The sequence below is a fragment of the Pseudomonas salomonii genome (genome assembly GCF_900107155.1).
Lineage (GTDB): Bacteria > Pseudomonadota > Gammaproteobacteria > Pseudomonadales > Pseudomonadaceae > Aquipseudomonas > Aquipseudomonas salomonii.
Window position 1 is genome coordinate 191,611 of the sequence record NZ_FNOX01000006.1, and the last position, 16,913, is coordinate 208,523.

A 16,913-nucleotide genomic window follows, 5' to 3' on the forward strand; every position below is an offset into this window, starting at 1 on the left:
TCGCTAGGCTGATTTTGATACGTTTTCAGCCCGGCGACTACTTACCTCGGCGGGTATGTCATCGCCTGCCATACGCTTGCGGAACAGCGCCGTGCGCGCCAACAGCAAGGTGGTCACCGGCACTGTGATCGCCAACAAAATCGGAATCAACCAGCCGTGCAGCACCGGCCCGGACTTGAGCACCGAAAAATAGATAATCGACGCCAGTGCCACGCACCACGCGCCCAGTGTGGAGGCCAGTGCCGGAGGGTGCATGCGCTGGAAGAAGTCCTTCATGCGCAACAATCCGATCGCGCCAATCAGCGCAAACAGGCTGCTTAGCACCAGCAGCATGGCCACGATCACTTCAACCCATAGCGGCATCATTCAATCACCTCGCCACGCAGCAGGAATTTCGCCAAAGCGAATGATCCGACAAAGCCAAACAGCGCAATCAGCAGCGCCGCTTCAAAGTAGGTGTCACTGGCATAACGAATGCCGAGCACCAGCATCATCAACATCGCCAGGATGTACAGGTAGTCCAGCGCCAGAACCCGGTCTTGCGCGGATGGGCCTTTGAACAGGCGCACCAGGGTCAGCACCATCGCCAGCGAGAACAGGAACAGGCTGAGCAGGATCGCATTGGAGAGCAGGGCGCTCATTCGAAGATCTCCATCAGGGGCCGTTCATAGACGGCTTTGAAGTGCTCGATAAACGGCGCTTCATCGTCCAGATCAAACACGTGCAGCAACAGGATGCTGCGGTCCAGGGCCAGTTCCGACCACACTGTGCCAGGCGTCACGCTGGTGATCATCGACAATACGGCCAGGCCGTTGGGGTCACGCAGGTCGAGCGGGATTTTGATAAACCGTGAACGCGGCGGGCGGGATCCGCACGTCAGTACGCCCCAGGCCACGTGCAGGTTGGACACGATCACGTCGCGCCCCACCACGAAAAACAGGCGGATGATCACGCCGGGGCGACGAATGCGCACCGGCAGCGGGCGCAGCGGCGCCATCAGCAGCGGCGCGAGAAAGCCCAGCACCGCGCCCAGCAGCACGTTGCCGGGGCTGACTGACAGGTTCAACACCAGCCACAGCACCCACAATGCCAGCGACAACCACGGAGCAGGGAACAGGCGCTTCATGGCTGCACCTCCAGCGCGGCGGCTTTGGATTCAGGGCTCAGCACCGGGCGTGTGGCCATCACCGCCATCACGTAATGCTCCGGGTTATTGAGGCTGTCGGCGGTGGCCTGGGTGTAGCGCAGCAACGGTTCGGCCTTGAAGGTCAGGAGAATGCTCAGGCCGAGCAGGAAGAAGATCGGCACGCATTCGTAGCGACGCAGCAGCGGCGATGGGCGCTCCTCCGGCGTCCAGAAGCGCTGGATGCCCAGGCGGGCGAAGGCGATCAGCGAAGCCAGGCCCGACAAGATCAACAGTGCCACCAAACCCCAGGCCGCCGGGCGGATCGGTTCATCCACCGCGTTACCCAGGCCCATTGGGTTGACCAGCGCGCTCAACAGGCTGAGCTTGCCGATAAACCCGGACAACGGCGGCATGCCGATAATCAGCAGTGCGCAGGCGATAAAGCTCAAGCCCAGGAACGCCATGGTCCAGGGAATCACCTGGCCGACCACGGCTTTCTGCTCGTCATCCAGGTTGACGCCGGGGCGTGGGTGCAACGACTCCATGGCCTTGGGCAGCGCGTCGATTTCTTCATCCAGCGGCAGATCATTGGCCGAGCGCGAACGCTCGATCAACTCGGCCAGCAGGAACAGCGCGCTCAGCGCCAGGGTCGAGCTGACCAGATAGAACAGTGCCCCGGCGGTCAGGCATGGCTGGGCAAAGCCGACCGATGACAGCAGAATCCCGGCCGACACCAGAATGCTCAGGCTGGCCATCCGCTCCAGGCGTTGCGCCGCGACCATCGCCAGCGCCGCACAGACGATGGTCGCCATGCCGCCGTAGACCAGCCAGTCGCCGCCAAACAGCGCCGACGCACCGGCTTGGCCAGAGAACAGCAAGGTCCACAACCGCAGCACGGTGTACACGCCGACTTTGGTCATGATCGCAAACATTGCCGCCACCGGCGCGCTGGCCGAGGAGTAGGCGGGTGCCAGCCAGAAGTTCAGTGGCCACATGCCGGCCTTGGCCAGGAATGCAGTGGCGAGGATCGCCGCGCCAGCATGCAGCAGGCCGCGATCGGCTTGCGGTACCAGCGGGATTTTCAGCGCCAGGTCAGCAAAGTTCAGCGTGCCGGTGACCCCGTAGATCATCGCCGCGCCAATCAGGAACAGCGACGATGCCAGCAGGTTGATCGCGATGTAATGCAGCCCCGACGACACCCGCGCGCGGCCGGAGCCGTGCAGCATCAAGCCGTAGGAGGCCGCCAGCAGCACCTCGAAGAACACGAACAGGTTGAACAGGTCCGCCGTCAGGAATGCCCCGTACAAACCCATCAGTTGGATCTGGAACAACGCATGAAAGCTGGTACCTGCACGGTCCCAGCGGGCCATGGCGAACAGCAGCGCACTCACGCCGATAATGCCGGTGAGCACCAGCATCATCGCCGACAGTTGGTCCACCACCAGCACAATGCCGAAGGGCACCTGCCAGTTGCCCGGCAGGTACACCCCAATCGAGCCGGGCCCGCCTTTTTGTGTCCAGTACAGCAGCAGGATGGCGATGCCCAGGCCGATGACGCTGGAGAACAGGTTGATCCTGGCTTTCAACGGGCGGCGTTTTTCGCCGAGCATCAGCATCAGCGCGGCGGTCAGCAACGGCAGCAGGATCGGCGCGACGATCATTTGATTCATCCACGTCATTCCTTGGGCTCCCGGCCGTCCACATGGTCAGTGCCGGTCAGGCCCCGGGAGGCCAGCAGCACCACCAGGAACAACGCGGTCATGGCGAAGCTGATCACAATGGCCGTGAGTACCAAAGCCTGGGGCAGCGGATCGGTGTAATTGAGCAGGTCTTGCGGCACGCCGTCCTTGATGATCGGCTCTTTACCGATAAACAGGCTGCCCATGCTGAAGATGAACAGGTTGACCCCGTATGACAGCAGGCACAGGCCCATGACGACCTGGAACGTCCGTGGACGCAGGATCAGCCAGACGCCGGAGGCCGCCAGCACTCCAATGGCAATTGCGATGACTTCTTCCATCAGGCGGCTCCTTCGGTTGCGGCAACGGCTTTGGCCTGGTTGCTCGGTTTATGCGCTCGCACCGACTGGTGACCGAGGGCGGTGAGCATCAACAGCGTGGAGCCGACGACCATGGCGTACACGCCGACGTCAAAGAACAACGCGCTGGCAATGTGGATATCGCCCAGCAGCGGCAGGCTGAAGTGCCAGGTGTGGGTGGTAAGGAACGGGTACCCGACGAACAGGGCGCCGAGCCCGGTCAAGGTGGCCGAGAGCAGGCCGAAGCCCATCCAGCGCATCGGCCGCAGGCTCATCTGCGCTTCGACCCATTGGGTGCCGGCGACCATGTATTGCAGGATAAACGCCACCGACATCACCAACCCCGCGACGAAACCGCCGCCCGGCTGGTTGTGGCCACGCATGAACAGGTAGAACGACACTACCAGCGCAATCGGCAGCAGCAGGCGCACCAGCACCGCCGGTACCATCATAAAGCCCAGGGCGGTGTCGCTGGCCTGGCGTGGGTTGACCAGGTCGGTGGCCACGTCCGGCGCCAATTGGCGCTGTTGTGGCGGCAACTCCATGCTTTCTTTGGACGGGCGGAAGCGGCGCAGCAGGGCGTAGACGGTCAGCGCCACGGCGCCGAGCACGGTGATTTCGCCCAGGGTATCAAAGCCCCGGAAGTCCACCAGCATCACGTTCACCACATTGCTGCCGCCGCCTTCGGGCAAGGCGCGGCTCAGGTAAAACGAGGAGATGTCGTTGGGTGTCTGGCGGGTCAGCATCGCGTAGGAGAGCAGCGCCATGCCGCCACCGACCACGGTGGAGAGCAGGAAGTCGCGCAGGCGGCGGATGCGCGCCTTGCGCAGTGAGCTCGGCAGTGGCGAGACTTCTTCGATCCGCCGTGGCAACCAGCGCAGGCCCAGCAAAATCAGCACGGTGGTGACCACTTCGACCACCAGTTGCGTCAGGGCCAGGTCCGGCGCCGAGAACCATACGAAGGTCACGCAGGTGACCATGCCGCACACACTGACCATGGTCAGGGCTGCCAGCCGGTGGTACTTGGCTTGCCAGGCGGCGCCCAGCGCACAGGCGATGGCCAGCACCCACAGGGTCACGAACACGATGGAACCGGGGATCTTCGGCCGGTCGCCCCAGCTGAGGCCGCTGTTGAGCATCGGGATCAACCCGGCAACCACCGCCGCCAGCACCAGCAGGAACAATTGGGTTTGCAGGCGTTTGGTGCTGATGCGTTTTTCGATACGGCGCACGCCGCGCATCATCACCACCAGGCTGCGCTCGAACATGCGCTTGCCGTTGAAGTAACTGATGATCGGCGGGTATTTGAAACGGCCACGCTTGAGCTGTTTGCGCAGCAGCAGGTACAGCACGATGCCGCCGGACATGGCCACCAGGCTCATGATCATCGGCGCATTCCAGCCGTGCCAGATGGCCAGGCTGTATTGGGGCAGTACCCCGCCGACCACCGGCAGTGCGGCGGCGGCGAGGATCGAACCGACCACCTGGGCCGGGAAGATGCCCACCAGCAGGCAGGTGAACACCAGCAGCTCGACCGGCGCGCGCATCCAGCGCGGCGGCTCGTGGGGCGTGTGGGGCAGGTCGGTGGCGGGCGGGCCGAAGAACACATCGACGGTAAAGCGCAGGGCATAGGCCACGCTGAAGGTACCGGCAATGGTCGCGACCACCGGCAGGGCGATTTCCACCCATTTTGTCGCCGAGATAAATACCGTTTCGGCGAAGAACATCTCTTTTGACAGGAAACCATTGAGCAATGGCACGCCGGCCATGGACGCACTGGCCACCATTGCCAGGGTCGCGGTAAACGGGATCAGCCGCACCAGGCCACTGAGCTTGCGGATATCCCGCGTGCCGCTTTCATGGTCGATGATGCCGGCGGCCATGAACAGCGAAGCCTTGAACGTGGCGTGGTTGAGGATATGGAACACCGCAGCGACGGCGGCCAGCGGGCTGTTGAGGCCCAGCAGCAAGGTGATCAGCCCCAGGTGGCTGATGGTGGAATAGGCCAGCAGGCCCTTGAGGTCATTCTGAAACATGGCGCAGTAAGCGCCGAGGAGGAGGGTGAGTGCGCCGGCACCGCCGACGATCCAGAACCATTCTTCGCTGCCGGACAGCGACGGCCACAGGCGGGCCAGCAGGAACACGCCGGCCTTCACCATCGTCGCCGAGTGCAGGTAGGCCGATACCGGTGTCGGTGCCGCCATGGCGTGGGGCAGCCAGAAGTGGAAAGGGAACTGCGCGCTCTTGCTCAAGGCGCCGATCAGCACCAGCGCGAGCATCACCGGGTACAGCGAATGCGCGCGAATCTGATCGCCTGCCGCCAGCACCCGATCCAGGTCATAGCTGCCGACGATATGCCCCAGCAGCATCACGCCTGCCAGCAGGCACAAACCGCCGGCGCCGGTGACCATCAGCGCCATATAGGCGCCGCGCCTGGCATCGGCGCGGTGGTGCCAATAGCCGATCAGCAGGAACGAGAACAGGCTGGTCAGTTCCCAGAAGAACACGATCTGGATCAGGTTGCCGGAGATCACCAGCCCGAGCATGGCGCCCATGAAGGCCAGGAAAAACGCAAAGAAGCGCGGCACCGGGTCATCCGGCGACATGTAATAACGCGCATACAGCGCCACCAGCGTGCCGATGCCCAGCACCAGCATCGAGAACAGCCAGGCAAACCCGTCCATGCGCAGCACGAAGTTGAGCCCGAGGCTGGGCAACCACATGAATTCTTCGCGGATCACGCCACCGTGGGCGATCTGAGGGTAGAGCAAAGCGACTTGAATGGTGCCGACCAGAGCTACAAGGCCAGCCAACAGGGATTCGGTGTTACGTGCATTATGCGGCAGCAAGGCCGCCAGACAGCTGCCGATAAATGGCAGAAGCAGTAGAACTATCAGGGACATAGGCTTCTAATCTGCGGGAGTTTGGGATGCATCATACGTGCCGCTTTCTCGATCACCAAACGGCAAGATGTGGCAGGATCCTACAAGGTAGGCCGAAACCTCCCATTTGGCCTTGTTTCGAACCGGATCGTTCCCACGCTCTGCGTGGGAATGCCACCCTGGACGCTCCGCGTCCAAACAGCCTATGCAGCCGAGAGCCTTGCGCAAAAGTGACGCGGAGCGTCACAGGATGCATGCCCACGCAGAGCGTGGGAACGATCGGGTCAGGGGGCTTCTTGTTCCAGTTCGATTGATTTTTCAGCTTCTCGCTGATTGCGTGTCTTCACCTCACTCACAATCACCGCTGCCACAATCAACGCCGCGCCGACCATCGCAATCGGCGGAAAACGCTCCCCGGCAATCCGCCCGATCACTCCGGCCCACACCGGCTCACCGGCATAGATCAACGTGGCCCGGGTGGGCGAAACACTCTGCTGCGCCCAGTTCATCGCCACCTGGATCACCGCGCTGGTCAAGCCCAGGCCCACCGCACTGAAGACCAGCAACCACGAGAACCCCGGCAAGGCTTCACCCATCGGCACCACCATCAGGAACGACAGCAACGATGCCGTGGCCAGTTGCACCACGGTCACTCGCCGTACATCCACCTGCCCGGCATAGGCACCAATGAGGATAATTTCGGCCGCCACTGCGATTGCGCAGATCAGCGTGGCAATCTCACCGGGGCTGAAGTTGAGAGAGGCACCGGTCGGGCCTGTGAGCAGCATCAACCCGGTAAACGCCAGCATGATGCCAATGCTCGGCATCAGGCCTGGGCGACGCCCCAGCACCAGCCACTGCAACAGCGGTACGCAAGGCACATAAAGCGCTGTGATGAACGCCGATTGGCTGCTTGGGATGGTCTGCAAACCGATCGTCTGCATGCCGTAACCGAGCATGATCGAAGCGCCGATGAAGGCGCCGGCCTTTAATTCAAACAAGGTCAGGCCACCCAAGGTGCGCAACGAAAAGAACCCCACCACAATGGCCGCCGCCGCAAACCGCAGGCCCACGAAAAACATTGGCCCGCTGACGGTCAGGGCGTGTTGCACCAGCAAAAACGTGGCGCCCCAGATCATGGTGATCACCACCAGGATGCATTCGGCTTTGCTGAAACGGTTGAAACGTGGGGAGGCGTTCGGGGCGGTCATGGCGGCTCGGTCTTGCAAGGGAAAGGCACGGACCGCACAATGCGCCGCACGCTGGGCAGTATACTGCGCACACCCACCCATTGAGCAATATAGTGCACAAAGAAAATCCACAACGGGCCTCGGTCCTCCAACACGTCAGCCAGAACGTCCGTCGCTTGCGGCACGCTGCTGATCTGAGCCAGACCGCACTTTCGGAAAAATCCGGGGTCAGCCGGCGCATGCTGGTGGCCATCGAGGCGGGCGAGAAGAATGTCAGCCTGTCTACGCTGGACCGCGTCGCCGAAGCCTTGGACGTGGCCTTCAGCGACCTTATCCAGGCCCCGGATGCCGGTGATCACAGCCGTATCAACGAGTTGGCCTGGGCCGGTGAAATCCCCGGCAGTAAAGCCGTGTTGCTGGCCAAGGCCACGGCGCGGCGTGAAGTCGAGTTGTGGGAGATGCACCTGGAACCGGGTGATCGCTACAGCCCCGATCCCGACCCGGACGGCTGGAGCGTGCAGTTGTTCGTGTTCGAAGGCTGCCTGACCTTGCTGGTGGGCGAGGAAGAAAAATGCGTGGCGGCCGGTGAGTTCTACATGTTCGCCAGCCGCAACGTACACGGCTATCGCAATGACGGCGACGTGGCCGTGCGATTTGTGCGCAACGTGGTGATCTAACTGTTGGCCCGGCAACAGTGGATGCACACTTTGCTGGTTTGAAACCCGCGCAACAGCCTCTGGAAACCAGCAACCGCCTGATTTTATTGCTGATTAAATTCAGGCACGACTCCTGCAATTGCTCCGTTATCCCATCGGAGCCTGGAGTCGGCCCATGTCAGCCCACCCTCAACAACCTGCCCATATCATCCGTTCGGATGCCGAAGCCATTGAAGTCGCCACGCGTTTGGCCGCGCGGTTTGCCGTCGACGCCAGCGTGCGCGACCGCGAGCGGCGCCTGCCGGTAGCTGAACTGGATGAATTCTCGGCCAGTGGCCTCTGGGGTATCACCGTTCCCAAAGCCTACGGCGGCGCCGAGGTGTCTTATGTAACGGTGGCCGAGGTGATCAAGTTGATCTCCGCCGCCGACCCGTCGCTGGGGCAAATCCCGCAAAACCATTTGGGCGTGGTGGACATCCTGCTGCAAACGGCCAGCGAGGAACAAAAGCGTCACTATTTCGGCAAGGTCCTGGCCGGCTATCGTTTCGGTAACGCCTTTTCTGAAGCCAAGAGCAAAAACGCCGGCACCTTCGACACTCAGATTCGTTTTGACGGCGATACCGCCTCAATCAACGGCGAGAAGTTCTACTGCACCGGCGCGCTGTTCGCCCACCTGGTGCCCACGGTCGGCAACAACGAGAACGGCCAGGCGTTTATTGCCTTTGTCGAACGCGATGCGCCGGGCCTCAGCGTGATTGATAGCTGGGATGGCTTCGGCCAGCGCACTACCGCCAGTGGCGGCGTGACCCTCGACGGCGTCAGAGTGCCGCGCAATGCAGTGATCCCGGCCCATCAGGCTTTCGACCAGCCCACCGCCAACGGCCCGATCTCGCAGATTATCCAGGCCGCCGTCGACACCGGCATCGCCCTGGGCGCCCTCGAACAGGCGAAAATCTATGCCCGCCAGGCGCGGCCCTGGATCGACAGCCAGCAGGATCACGGCTGGCAAGACCCCTTCACCATCGCTGCCATTGGCGATCTGCAATGGCGCGTGCACGGCACCGAAGCGATCCTCGCCAAGGCCGGCAAGGCCGTCGACCTGGCCCTGGCCGAGCCCAACGAAGACACAGTCGCCAACGCCTCGCTGGTGGTCGCCCAGGCCAAAGTGCTGTCGGCCGAAACCGCCTTGCTCGCCAGCAGCAAACTGTTCGAACTGGCCGGTACCCGCTCGGTCACCGGCAAGCACAACCTCGACCGCTTCTGGCGCAACGCGCGCACCCACACCCTGCACGACCCGGCCCGCTGGAAATACCACCTGATCGGTAACTTCGTGCTCAACGGCGTGAAGCCTGCGCGCCACGCCTGGAACTGAGGAGCCTTACCCATGACCGCCCTGAATCAAGCGCGCCAACTGCTGGAAAGCACCCGGCGTTTTGTGCAAACCAGCGATGACCCTTACGTGATCAGCCGCTTTGGCGACTTGCAGATCCGCGTCGACGTGGCTGCGGCCTTGTTTGAGCGCGCCGAAACCCACCCAAGCCCGGTGGCGTTGACCGAAGCGCAAATCGCCGCCGCCGAAGCCCTGATTGCCGCCAGCAATGCCGAATTTGAACTCACCGGCCAACGCACTGCACTGGCGTCGAGCCTCGAAGACCCACTGCGCCACAAATACCAGATCGTCGGCAACTACCACCTCAACGGAGTGCTTTGATGTCCCGTGAAATCCGCTTGAATGCCTTCGACATGAACTGTGTCGGCCACCAATCTCCGGGCCTGTGGGCGCACCCGCGCGACCGTTCGTGGCAGTACAAAGACCTGGAATACTGGACGGACCTGGCGAAAATTCTTGAGCGTGGCAAATTTGACGGGCTGTTTATCGCCGACGTGCTGGGCATCTATGACGTGTACAACGGCAATGGCGACGCCGCGATTCGCCAGGCTGCACAAGTGCCGGTCAACGACCCGCTGTCGCTGATCGCGCCGATGGCGCTGGTCACTGAACACCTGGGTTTTGGCCTGACCGCTTCGTTGTCGTTTGAGCATCCGTATCCGTTTGCCCGCAGGCTTTCGACCCTCGACCACCTGACCAAGGGCCGGGTCGGCTGGAACATCGTCACTTCTTACCTGGAGAGCGGCGCCAAGAACCTCGGCCAGAAAGCCCAGACCGAACACGATGCGCGCTATGACTACGCCGAGGAATACCTGGAGGTTTGCTACAAACTGTGGGAAGGCAGTTGGGAAGAGGGCGCCGTGCTGCGTGATCGCGAGCGGCGCATTTTCAGCGACCCGAGCAAAATCCACGAGATTCGCCACGTCGGCAAGCACTTCCAGGTGCCCGGCATTCACCTGTGCGAGCCATCGCCACAGCGCACGCCAGTGCTGTACCAGGCTGGCGCCTCCAGCCGTGGCAAGCAGTTCGCCGCCGAACAGGCCGAGTGCGTGTTCGTGGCCGCACCGTCCAAGGTGCTGCTGAAAAAAACCGTGGCCGACATCCGCCGTCGCGCCGCCGAGGCCGGGCGTGATCCGAAGAAAATCCTGATCTTCAACCTGCAGACGGTGATCGTCGGCGAGACCGATGCCAAGGCCAAAGCCAAGTTTGACGAATACAAGTCCTACGTCAGCTACGAGGGCGCAATGGCGCTGATCTCCGGCTGGACCGGCATCGACTTCAGCCAGTTCAAGCCCGATGAGCCGCTCAAACATGTACACACCAACGCGATTCAATCAGCGGTGGAAGCCTTCTCCACGGCGGACCCGAACAAGGTCTGGACGCCGAATGAACTGGCCGACTGGGTCGGCATCGGCGGCTTTGGCCCGTTGTTTGTCGGCGGCCCGCAAACCGTGGCCGACCTGTTGCAGGAGTGGGTCGAAGAGACCGACGTGGACGGCTTCAACCTGGCTTACGCGCTGACCCACGAGACCTTTATCGACGCCGTGGACCTGCTCGTGCCGGAGCTGCAAAAGCGCGGCGTCTACAAGACCGAGTACGCCCAGGGCACCTTGCGCGAAAAGCTGTTCGGCGACGGTGCGCGGCTGGCGCCAAACCACCCGGGTGCCGGCTACCGCGACCTCAAAGCCTCCACTCTTTAACTGAAACACCTCGGTCAATGTGGGAGCTGGCTTGCCTGCGAAAGCGGTGGGTCAGCTGGGAATGAGTCAACTGACACGCCGCCATCGCAGGCAAGCCAGCTCCCACAGTTGATGGGTATTGATCCACATAACCCGGCCAGCGGACCACCGCACGCACACTACTTGAATAGGAGCATTACCCCTATGAGCGTGCACGAAATCAAGCGTTCGCAGGCGCTGGAATGGCCCGCCGAACTGCTCGGCAACCTGCCCAAAGCCCAGGAACAATTGCAGCACTGGGCGCAGATCACGCCACTGCACATTGCCCTGCGTCACAAGCGCCAGGGGCAGTGGTATGCCTGGCGCTGGATCGACGTGTTGCGCGACGTCGAGCGCCTGGCCGACGGTTTGCGTCAGCAGGGTTTCAGCGCGCGGTCACGCTTGGCCTTGAGCGGCACCTTCGAGCCTGACCTGCTGCTGTTGGCGCTGGCCGCGCAGTCTGTCGGCGGGCAGGTGTTGACCCTGGCCGATGACCTGGAGCCAGAAGCCCTGCACCAACAGCTATGGCGCATTCACCCCAGCCATTCGTACGCCCAGGGCTGTCAGCAAGTGCGGCATTGGCAGTCCGCCAACCCGTTGGATTTCACCCAGTTGCGCGGCCCGGTGGACCCGGCGCAGCACCTGCAGCGCTGGTGGCAACCGAGCGGTGAAACCGTGTTGTGGAGCGAGGAGGGCACCCACTGGCGAGGCGGCCTGGCGGTGGTGCTGGAGCAATGGTTGAACAGCGGCCACGGCCTGGCATTTCCGGAAAACCTGGCCTCGGCCCGTCGCGATCGCAATGAGGTCGCGCCCACCGGCCTGTTGCTTTCGCCCGAGCGTTTACAGCACCTGGCCGACGATATCGAAACCCGCCTGGCGCCCCACGGCACCTGGCGCCGACGCTTGTGTGACTGGGCCATCGCTCACCCACAAAGCGGCCTGCGGCGCCTGCTGAAAAATCGTGTACGCAAGCTGCTGGGCTTCCAACGGCTGACCTATATCTGGCAGCCAGCCAGCACGCAAAAAACCAGCAGCGATCCAGTCTGGCTGGCTGAATTCAAACGGGACATCGCATGAGCCAGACCATTCTTCAGGTGCGCGATATCTCGCTGTCATTCAAAGGCGTCAAGGCCATCAATGCCTTGTCCTTTGAGGTACAGCGCGGCGAAATCTGCGCGCTGATCGGCCCCAACGGCGCGGGCAAAAGTTCGCTGCTCAATGTGCTCAATGGTGTGTACCGCTTCGATGCCGGTGAGATTGTGTTTGAGCAACAACACTTCCACCGCATCGACCCTTTGGGCGCGGCGCGTCGAGGTATCGGGCGGACTTTTCAGAACAACGCACTGTTCAAGAAAATGAGCGTGCTCGACAACATCCTCACCGGCCTGTCACGGCATACGCGCACCCGCTTTATCGAGCAGGCCCTGGGCTTGCCGCGCGCCTGCCGGGAGGCCGAAGCCTTTCGCCTGCGCGGCCAAGGCATCCTCGAGTTTCTCGAACTGCAAGCGCACCGCGATGTGCTGGTGGGCAACCTCTCCTACGGCTTGCAAAAACGCGTAGAGCTGGGCCGCGCGCTGATTGCCGGGCCCAGCCTGTTGCTGCTGGACGAACCCATGGCCGGCATGAACGCCGAGGAAAAACAGGAAATGGCGCGCTTCGTCGCCGACGTCAACCGTGACCTCGGCACCACCGTGGTGTTGATCGAACACGACATCGGCGTGGTGATGGGCCTCTCCCACCACGTGGTGGTACTCGACTACGGGCGCAAAGTCGGCGACGGCACACCTGCGCAGGTGCAGGCCGACCCCGAGGTGATCGCGGCGTACCTGGGAGTCGCACACTGATGACGTTCTTCCTTGAAACCCTGCTCGGCGGCCTGCTCGCCGGCACCATGTACTCGCTGGTCGCCATCGGCTTCGTGCTGATCTACAAAGCCAGCGGTGTGTTCAATTTCGCCCAGGGCTCGATGCTGCTGTTTGCCGCGCTGACCTTCGTCAGCCTGCATGACCAGGGCGTGCCCTTTGCCCTGGCGTTGCTGCTGACGGTAATCGTGATGATCATCGGCGCCTTGCTCATCGAACGGCTGGTACTGCGCCCGCTGGTGAACCGCTCGCAGATCACCCTGTTCATGGCCACCTTGGGCCTGTCGTTCATCATCGAAGGCCTGGCCCAAGGGCTGATGGGCTCGCAGGTGCGTGCGCTGGACTTGGGCATCGACGACGTGCCGCTGTTTGTCGGGCCGCTGATGCTCAGCCAGTTCGACCTGATCGCCGCGGCGGCGGCGGTGGTGCTGGTAACCGTGCTGGCGCTGCTGTTCAACAAGACCCGCATCGGCGTGTCGTTGCGCGCGGTGGCGGATGACACCACGGCGGCGCTGTCCATCGGTATCAACCTCAACCGCATCTGGCAGATCGTCTGGGCCGTGGCCGGCATTGTCGGGCTGGTGGCCGGGTTGCTGTGGGGCGCGCGCCAGGGCGTGCAGTTTTCCCTTTCGCTGGTGGTGCTCAAGGCCTTGCCGGTGTTGATCATCGGCGGCTTTACCTCGATTGGCGGGGCGATTGTCGGCGGGCTGATTGTCGGCGCGGCGGAGAACCTTGCCGAGGTGTATATCGGCCCGCTGATCGGCGGCGGTATCACGCCGTGGTTCGCTTATGTATTGGCCCTGGCCTTCCTGTATATCCGTCCCGCCGGCCTGTTCGGCGAGCGCGCCATCGAGCGAGTCTGAAACCATGTCGATACCCGTTGTTCAAGAAACCGCGCCGTTATTACTGACTCAGCGGCGCTTGCCCTGGGGCCTGATCGGCTTATTGGCAGTGGCCTTTATCGGCGTGCCGCTGTGGGGCAATGACTATTGGCTCAACGCGATCCTGATCCCGTTTCTGGTGCTGTCGCTGGCCGGTCTGGGCCTGAATTTGCTCACCGGCTATACCGGCCAGACCTCCGTGGGCGCCGCGGGTTTTATGGCCGTTGGCGCGTTTGCCACCTACGGTTTTCTGTTGCGTCTGCCCGAGCTGGGCCTGCCGGTGGCGCTGCTCGGCGGTGGGGTTATCAGTGCGCTGGTTGGGCTGTTATTTGGTTTGCCCAGCTCGCGGATCAAAGGCTTCTACTTGATGGTCACCACCCTGGCGGCGCAGTTCTTTCTGGAGTGGCTGTTCGTCAAATTCCCCTGGTTCTACAACTACGGCTCCTCCGGGACCATTTCCGCGCCGAAGCTTGCGCTGTTCGGCCATGACCTCAATACACCGCTGGGCCGTTACTGGCTGACGTTGGTCACGGTGCTGCTGTTGACCTGGACCGCCATCAATCTGGTGCGCAGCCAGGTCGGCCGTAACTGGATGGCGATCCGCGACATGGACACCGCCGCCGCCGTGGTCGGCATCCCGGTGGTGCGCTACAAGCGCCTGGCCTTCGCGGTCAGCTCGTTCTACTTAGGCATCGCCGGCGCGTTGTGGGCCTTTGCCTACCTGGGCACGGCCAGCGCCAGCAGCTTCGATATCAACCGCTCGTTCCAGATCCTGTTCATCATCATTATCGGCGGCATGGGCAGCATTGCCGGCAACTTTGTCGGTGCGGCATTTATCAGTTTGCTGCCGATTTTTCTCAGCCACGCCGGGCAGGCGCTGTTCGGTGGCTCGGTGGATGCGGGGCAGTTGCAGAACCTGCAGAAAATCATTTTTGGCGTGTTGATCATCGTGTTCCTGATCAAGGAACCCGAAGGCTTGATTCGCCTGTTGCACAACCTGCGTGACCGTCGGCGGCAATGGCCGCTGCGCTTCTAACATTCCCTCAAGAGAATCCAACATGCGTGCAACCTTGAAACGTTCCCTGCTCGGCGCCGCCTTCGCGCTGGCAGCCTTGTCCGGTGCTATGCCCCAGGCGATCGCCGCGCCCGACCAGCAATTTATCCCGCTGGCCACCTACCGCGTCGGCGCCTATGCCTCCAGCGGCGTGCAGGTGTGGGCCGGGATGATCGACTACCTGCGTTACATCAACGAAGTCGAAGGCGGCATCAACGGCGTCAAACTGGTATGGCAGGAATGCGAAACCGAATGGACGGCAGAGAAGGGCATCGAGTGCTACGAGCGCTTCAAGAATGGCCTGGATGGCGCGCCGGTCGCGGTCTACCAGCCTAACGGCGCACCGGCGGCCTATGCGTTGAGCGAGCGCGCGGAAGTCGACAAGATTCCGTTGATCACCCTCGGTTACGGCCGCACCGAAGCCACCGACGGCACGGTGTTCCCCTATAACTTTCCGGTGATGCTGACCTTCTACAGCGAAGCGTCCACGCTGGTGAATTACATTGCCCAGCGCGAAGGCGGCTTCGACAAGCTCAAGGGCAAGAAGATCGCCACGGTCTATCACGATTCGGCTTACGGCCGCGAAACCCTCGGCCCGTTGAAGTTATTGGCCGAGAAATACGGCTTTGAAAATATCCAGATTCCGGTGGCCGACCCGGGCAACGAGCAGTCGGCGCAATGGCGCCAGGTGCGTCAGGCCAACCCGGACTGGGTGTTTTTGCGTACCTGGGGTGTGTCCACGCCGGTGGCGGTGAAGACCGCTGCGCGCTTTGGCTTCCCGGTTGACCATATCATCGGCGATATCTGGGCCAGTTCCAGCGAAGACGTACTGCCCGCAGGCGCCGCCGCCAAAGGTTACCTGGCGCTCACGCCTTACCCGGCAGGCGCCGATTTCGAAATCCACAAACGCCTTAAACAGTACATCCTCGACAAAGGCCACAGCAACCTCAAGGACCTGAAAAACTTTGGCAGCGTCTACTACAACTCGGGCCTGGTAAACGCTGCCGTGGCGGTGGAAGCGATTCGCACTGCCCAGGCCAAGTTCGGCAAGCGCCCGCTCAATGGCGAGGAAGGCCGTTGGGGCCTGGAGCACTTGAATATCGATGATGCGCGTCTTAAAGACATGGGTTATCTGGGCCTGATGCAGAACCTCAAGCTGTCGTGCCGCGACCATGAAGGCGGCGGCTCGGCGCGTGTGCAGCAGTGGGACGGCGCCAACTGGACGCTGATCAGCGACTGGATCGCCGCCGACCGTGCGCTGCTGCGCCCGCTGATCGATGAAAAGTCCGCCGCATTCGCCAAGGAAAAAGGCCTGACGCCGCGTACCTGCACCGGGGATGAATAAGCCATGAGCCAGCCCGCCGCTGAACCTGCCAGCTTGTCACTGTTAAACGTCAATGACATCGAAGTGATCTACGACGGCGCCATACTGGCGGTGGCCGGCGTCTCGCTCCACGTGCCCAAGGGCGCCATCGTGGCGTTGCTGGGTGCCAACGGTGCCGGCAAAAGCACCACGCTCAAGGCCATTTCGGGGCTGGTACGCGCCGAACGCGCCGAGGTCAGCCGCGGCGCGATCGAGTATGCCGGCCGCGACCTGGCCGGTATCGATCCCAGCCAACGGGTGCGCCAGGGCATGGTCCATGTGCTGGAAGGCCGCCATGTGTTCGGCCAACTGAGCGTGGAAGACAACCTGCGCAGCGGCGGCTTTGTGCGGCGCCTGAGCCGCAAAGACATGGAGCACGACCTGGAGCGTATCTACGCCTGGTTCCCACGCCTCAAGACCAAGCGCCACACCCGCGCCGGGCTGACCTCGGGCGGCGAGCAGCAAATGGTTGCCATTGGCCGCGCCTTGATGACCCGGCCCACATTGGTGTTGCTTGACGAGCCCTCCATGGGCCTGGCGCCAATGATCGTGCAAGAGATTTTCGCGATCATCGCCCAGCTTAACCGCGAGCAGCAGGTGAGCTTCCTGATCGCCGAGCAGAACATCAATGTCGCGCTCACCTATGCCTCCCATGGTTATGTGCTGGATACTGGGCGCGTGGTCTTGAGCGGCAGTGCGGCTGAACTGCTGGCGCGCGGCGATTTGCATGATATTTATCTGGGTAAACAGTAA

General features: G+C 62.3%; 17 protein-coding genes. 10 read left to right on the forward strand and 7 right to left on the reverse strand.

All coding sequences use genetic code 11. From position 1 onward, the window contains the following. Positions 1-3: 3 nt before the first annotated feature. The 7 genes from BLV67_RS15360 to BLV67_RS15390 form a co-directional block, all read right to left on the reverse strand. Complete coding sequence (locus BLV67_RS15360; protein ID WP_065931052.1) at positions 4-366, reverse strand: Na+/H+ antiporter subunit G; 363 nt, start codon at positions 364-366, stop codon at positions 4-6. Beyond that, positions 363-641 carry a K+/H+ antiporter subunit F gene (locus BLV67_RS15365; protein ID WP_038846025.1) on the reverse strand — a complete coding sequence of 93 codons (279 nt, stop codon included), beginning with the start codon at positions 639-641 and terminating at the stop codon, positions 363-365. Before BLV67_RS15365 ends, BLV67_RS15360 begins: the two co-directional genes overlap by 4 nt. Then, complete coding sequence (locus BLV67_RS15370) at positions 638-1,126, reverse strand: Na+/H+ antiporter subunit E (protein ID WP_065931051.1); 489 nt, start codon at positions 1,124-1,126, stop codon at positions 638-640. Before BLV67_RS15370 ends, BLV67_RS15365 begins: the two co-directional genes overlap by 4 nt. Beyond that, on the reverse strand, positions 1,123-2,805 hold the full coding sequence (locus tag BLV67_RS15375) for a monovalent cation/H+ antiporter subunit D (protein WP_069788264.1): 1,683 nt from the start codon (positions 2,803-2,805) through the stop codon (positions 1,123-1,125). Before BLV67_RS15375 ends, BLV67_RS15370 begins: the two co-directional genes overlap by 4 nt. Next, positions 2,802-3,146, reverse strand: a complete 345-nt coding sequence (locus tag BLV67_RS15380) for a Na+/H+ antiporter subunit C (RefSeq protein WP_003192163.1) — start codon at positions 3,144-3,146, stop codon at positions 2,802-2,804. Before BLV67_RS15380 ends, BLV67_RS15375 begins: the two co-directional genes overlap by 4 nt. After that, positions 3,146-6,067, reverse strand: a complete 2,922-nt coding sequence (locus BLV67_RS15385) for a monovalent cation/H+ antiporter subunit A (protein WP_069788263.1) — start codon at positions 6,065-6,067, stop codon at positions 3,146-3,148. Before BLV67_RS15385 ends, BLV67_RS15380 begins: the two co-directional genes overlap by 1 nt. A gap of 263 nt (positions 6,068-6,330) precedes the next feature. Then, the gene (locus BLV67_RS15390; protein WP_065931048.1) at positions 6,331-7,257 is read right to left on the reverse strand and encodes a DMT family transporter; all 927 of its coding nucleotides are present in this window, start codon (positions 7,255-7,257) and stop codon (positions 6,331-6,333) included. 92 nt (positions 7,258-7,349) lie between these two features. On the opposite strand from BLV67_RS15390, the gene BLV67_RS15395 reads away from it, so the two are divergent. The 10 genes from BLV67_RS15395 to BLV67_RS15440 all read left to right on the forward strand — a co-directional run bounded on the left by BLV67_RS15395 (position 7,350) and on the right by BLV67_RS15440 (position 16,913). Beyond that, on the forward strand, positions 7,350-7,913 hold the full coding sequence (locus BLV67_RS15395; RefSeq protein WP_069788262.1) for a helix-turn-helix domain-containing protein: 564 nt from the start codon (positions 7,350-7,352) through the stop codon (positions 7,911-7,913). A 154-nt stretch (positions 7,914-8,067) separates the two neighbouring features. Next, entirely contained in the window at positions 8,068-9,264 is a 1,197-nt protein-coding gene (locus BLV67_RS15400; protein ID WP_069788261.1) for an SfnB family sulfur acquisition oxidoreductase, read from the forward strand. Between the two features lie 12 nt (positions 9,265-9,276). After that, positions 9,277-9,603 (forward strand): acyl-CoA dehydrogenase, encoded by a 327-nt coding sequence (locus tag BLV67_RS15405; RefSeq protein ID WP_069788260.1) that lies wholly within the window; start codon positions 9,277-9,279, stop codon positions 9,601-9,603. Next, positions 9,603-10,982 carry an LLM class flavin-dependent oxidoreductase gene (locus BLV67_RS15410; RefSeq protein WP_065931044.1) on the forward strand — a complete coding sequence of 460 codons (1,380 nt, stop codon included), beginning with the start codon at positions 9,603-9,605 and terminating at the stop codon, positions 10,980-10,982. Before BLV67_RS15405 ends, BLV67_RS15410 begins: the two co-directional genes overlap by 1 nt. 183 nt (positions 10,983-11,165) lie before the next feature. Next, positions 11,166-12,077 (forward strand): AMP-binding protein, encoded by a 912-nt coding sequence (locus BLV67_RS15415; RefSeq protein WP_069788259.1) that lies wholly within the window; start codon positions 11,166-11,168, stop codon positions 12,075-12,077. Continuing rightward, positions 12,074-12,844, forward strand: coding sequence for an ABC transporter ATP-binding protein (locus tag BLV67_RS15420; RefSeq protein ID WP_065931042.1), 771 nt, complete (start codon positions 12,074-12,076; stop codon positions 12,842-12,844). Before BLV67_RS15415 ends, BLV67_RS15420 begins: the two co-directional genes overlap by 4 nt. Next, complete coding sequence (locus tag BLV67_RS15425) at positions 12,844-13,725, forward strand: branched-chain amino acid ABC transporter permease (RefSeq protein WP_069788258.1); 882 nt, start codon at positions 12,844-12,846, stop codon at positions 13,723-13,725. Before BLV67_RS15420 ends, BLV67_RS15425 begins: the two co-directional genes overlap by 1 nt. 4 nt (positions 13,726-13,729) lie before the next feature. Next, a complete protein-coding gene (locus BLV67_RS15430) occupies positions 13,730-14,779 on the forward strand; it encodes a branched-chain amino acid ABC transporter permease (protein ID WP_069788257.1) in 1,050 nt (349 codons plus the stop codon). Positions 14,780-14,801: 22 nt separating this feature from the next. Beyond that, positions 14,802-16,142, forward strand: a complete 1,341-nt coding sequence (locus BLV67_RS15435; protein ID WP_069788256.1) for an ABC transporter substrate-binding protein — start codon at positions 14,802-14,804, stop codon at positions 16,140-16,142. A gap of 3 nt (positions 16,143-16,145) precedes the next feature. After that, a complete protein-coding gene (locus BLV67_RS15440; protein ID WP_069788255.1) occupies positions 16,146-16,913 on the forward strand; it encodes an ABC transporter ATP-binding protein in 768 nt (255 codons plus the stop codon).

Coding starts and splice junctions, on each gene's coding strand:
- BLV67_RS15380 (WP_003192163.1), bottom strand. CDS start 3,146: ATGGAAGAAGTCATCGCAATTGCCATTGGAGTGCTGGCGGCCTCCGGC.
- BLV67_RS15410 (WP_065931044.1), top strand. CDS start 9,603: ATGTCCCGTGAAATCCGCTTGAATGCCTTCGACATGAACTGTGTCGGC.
- BLV67_RS15435 (WP_069788256.1), top strand. CDS start 14,802: ATGCGTGCAACCTTGAAACGTTCCCTGCTCGGCGCCGCCTTCGCGCTG.
- BLV67_RS15385 (WP_069788263.1), bottom strand. CDS start 6,067: ATGTCCCTGATAGTTCTACTGCTTCTGCCATTTATCGGCAGCTGTCTG.
- BLV67_RS15425 (WP_069788258.1), top strand. CDS start 12,844: ATGACGTTCTTCCTTGAAACCCTGCTCGGCGGCCTGCTCGCCGGCACC.
- BLV67_RS15360 (WP_065931052.1), bottom strand. CDS start 366: ATGATGCCGCTATGGGTTGAAGTGATCGTGGCCATGCTGCTGGTGCTA.
- BLV67_RS15415 (WP_069788259.1), top strand. CDS start 11,166: ATGAGCGTGCACGAAATCAAGCGTTCGCAGGCGCTGGAATGGCCCGCC.
- BLV67_RS15420 (WP_065931042.1), top strand. CDS start 12,074: ATGAGCCAGACCATTCTTCAGGTGCGCGATATCTCGCTGTCATTCAAA.
- BLV67_RS15440 (WP_069788255.1), top strand. CDS start 16,146: ATGAGCCAGCCCGCCGCTGAACCTGCCAGCTTGTCACTGTTAAACGTC.
- BLV67_RS15400 (WP_069788261.1), top strand. CDS start 8,068: ATGTCAGCCCACCCTCAACAACCTGCCCATATCATCCGTTCGGATGCC.
- BLV67_RS15405 (WP_069788260.1), top strand. CDS start 9,277: ATGACCGCCCTGAATCAAGCGCGCCAACTGCTGGAAAGCACCCGGCGT.
- BLV67_RS15375 (WP_069788264.1), bottom strand. CDS start 2,805: ATGACGTGGATGAATCAAATGATCGTCGCGCCGATCCTGCTGCCGTTG.
- BLV67_RS15430 (WP_069788257.1), top strand. CDS start 13,730: ATGTCGATACCCGTTGTTCAAGAAACCGCGCCGTTATTACTGACTCAG.
- BLV67_RS15370 (WP_065931051.1), bottom strand. CDS start 1,126: ATGAAGCGCCTGTTCCCTGCTCCGTGGTTGTCGCTGGCATTGTGGGTG.
- BLV67_RS15390 (WP_065931048.1), bottom strand. CDS start 7,257: ATGACCGCCCCGAACGCCTCCCCACGTTTCAACCGTTTCAGCAAAGCC.
- BLV67_RS15365 (WP_038846025.1), bottom strand. CDS start 641: ATGAGCGCCCTGCTCTCCAATGCGATCCTGCTCAGCCTGTTCCTGTTC.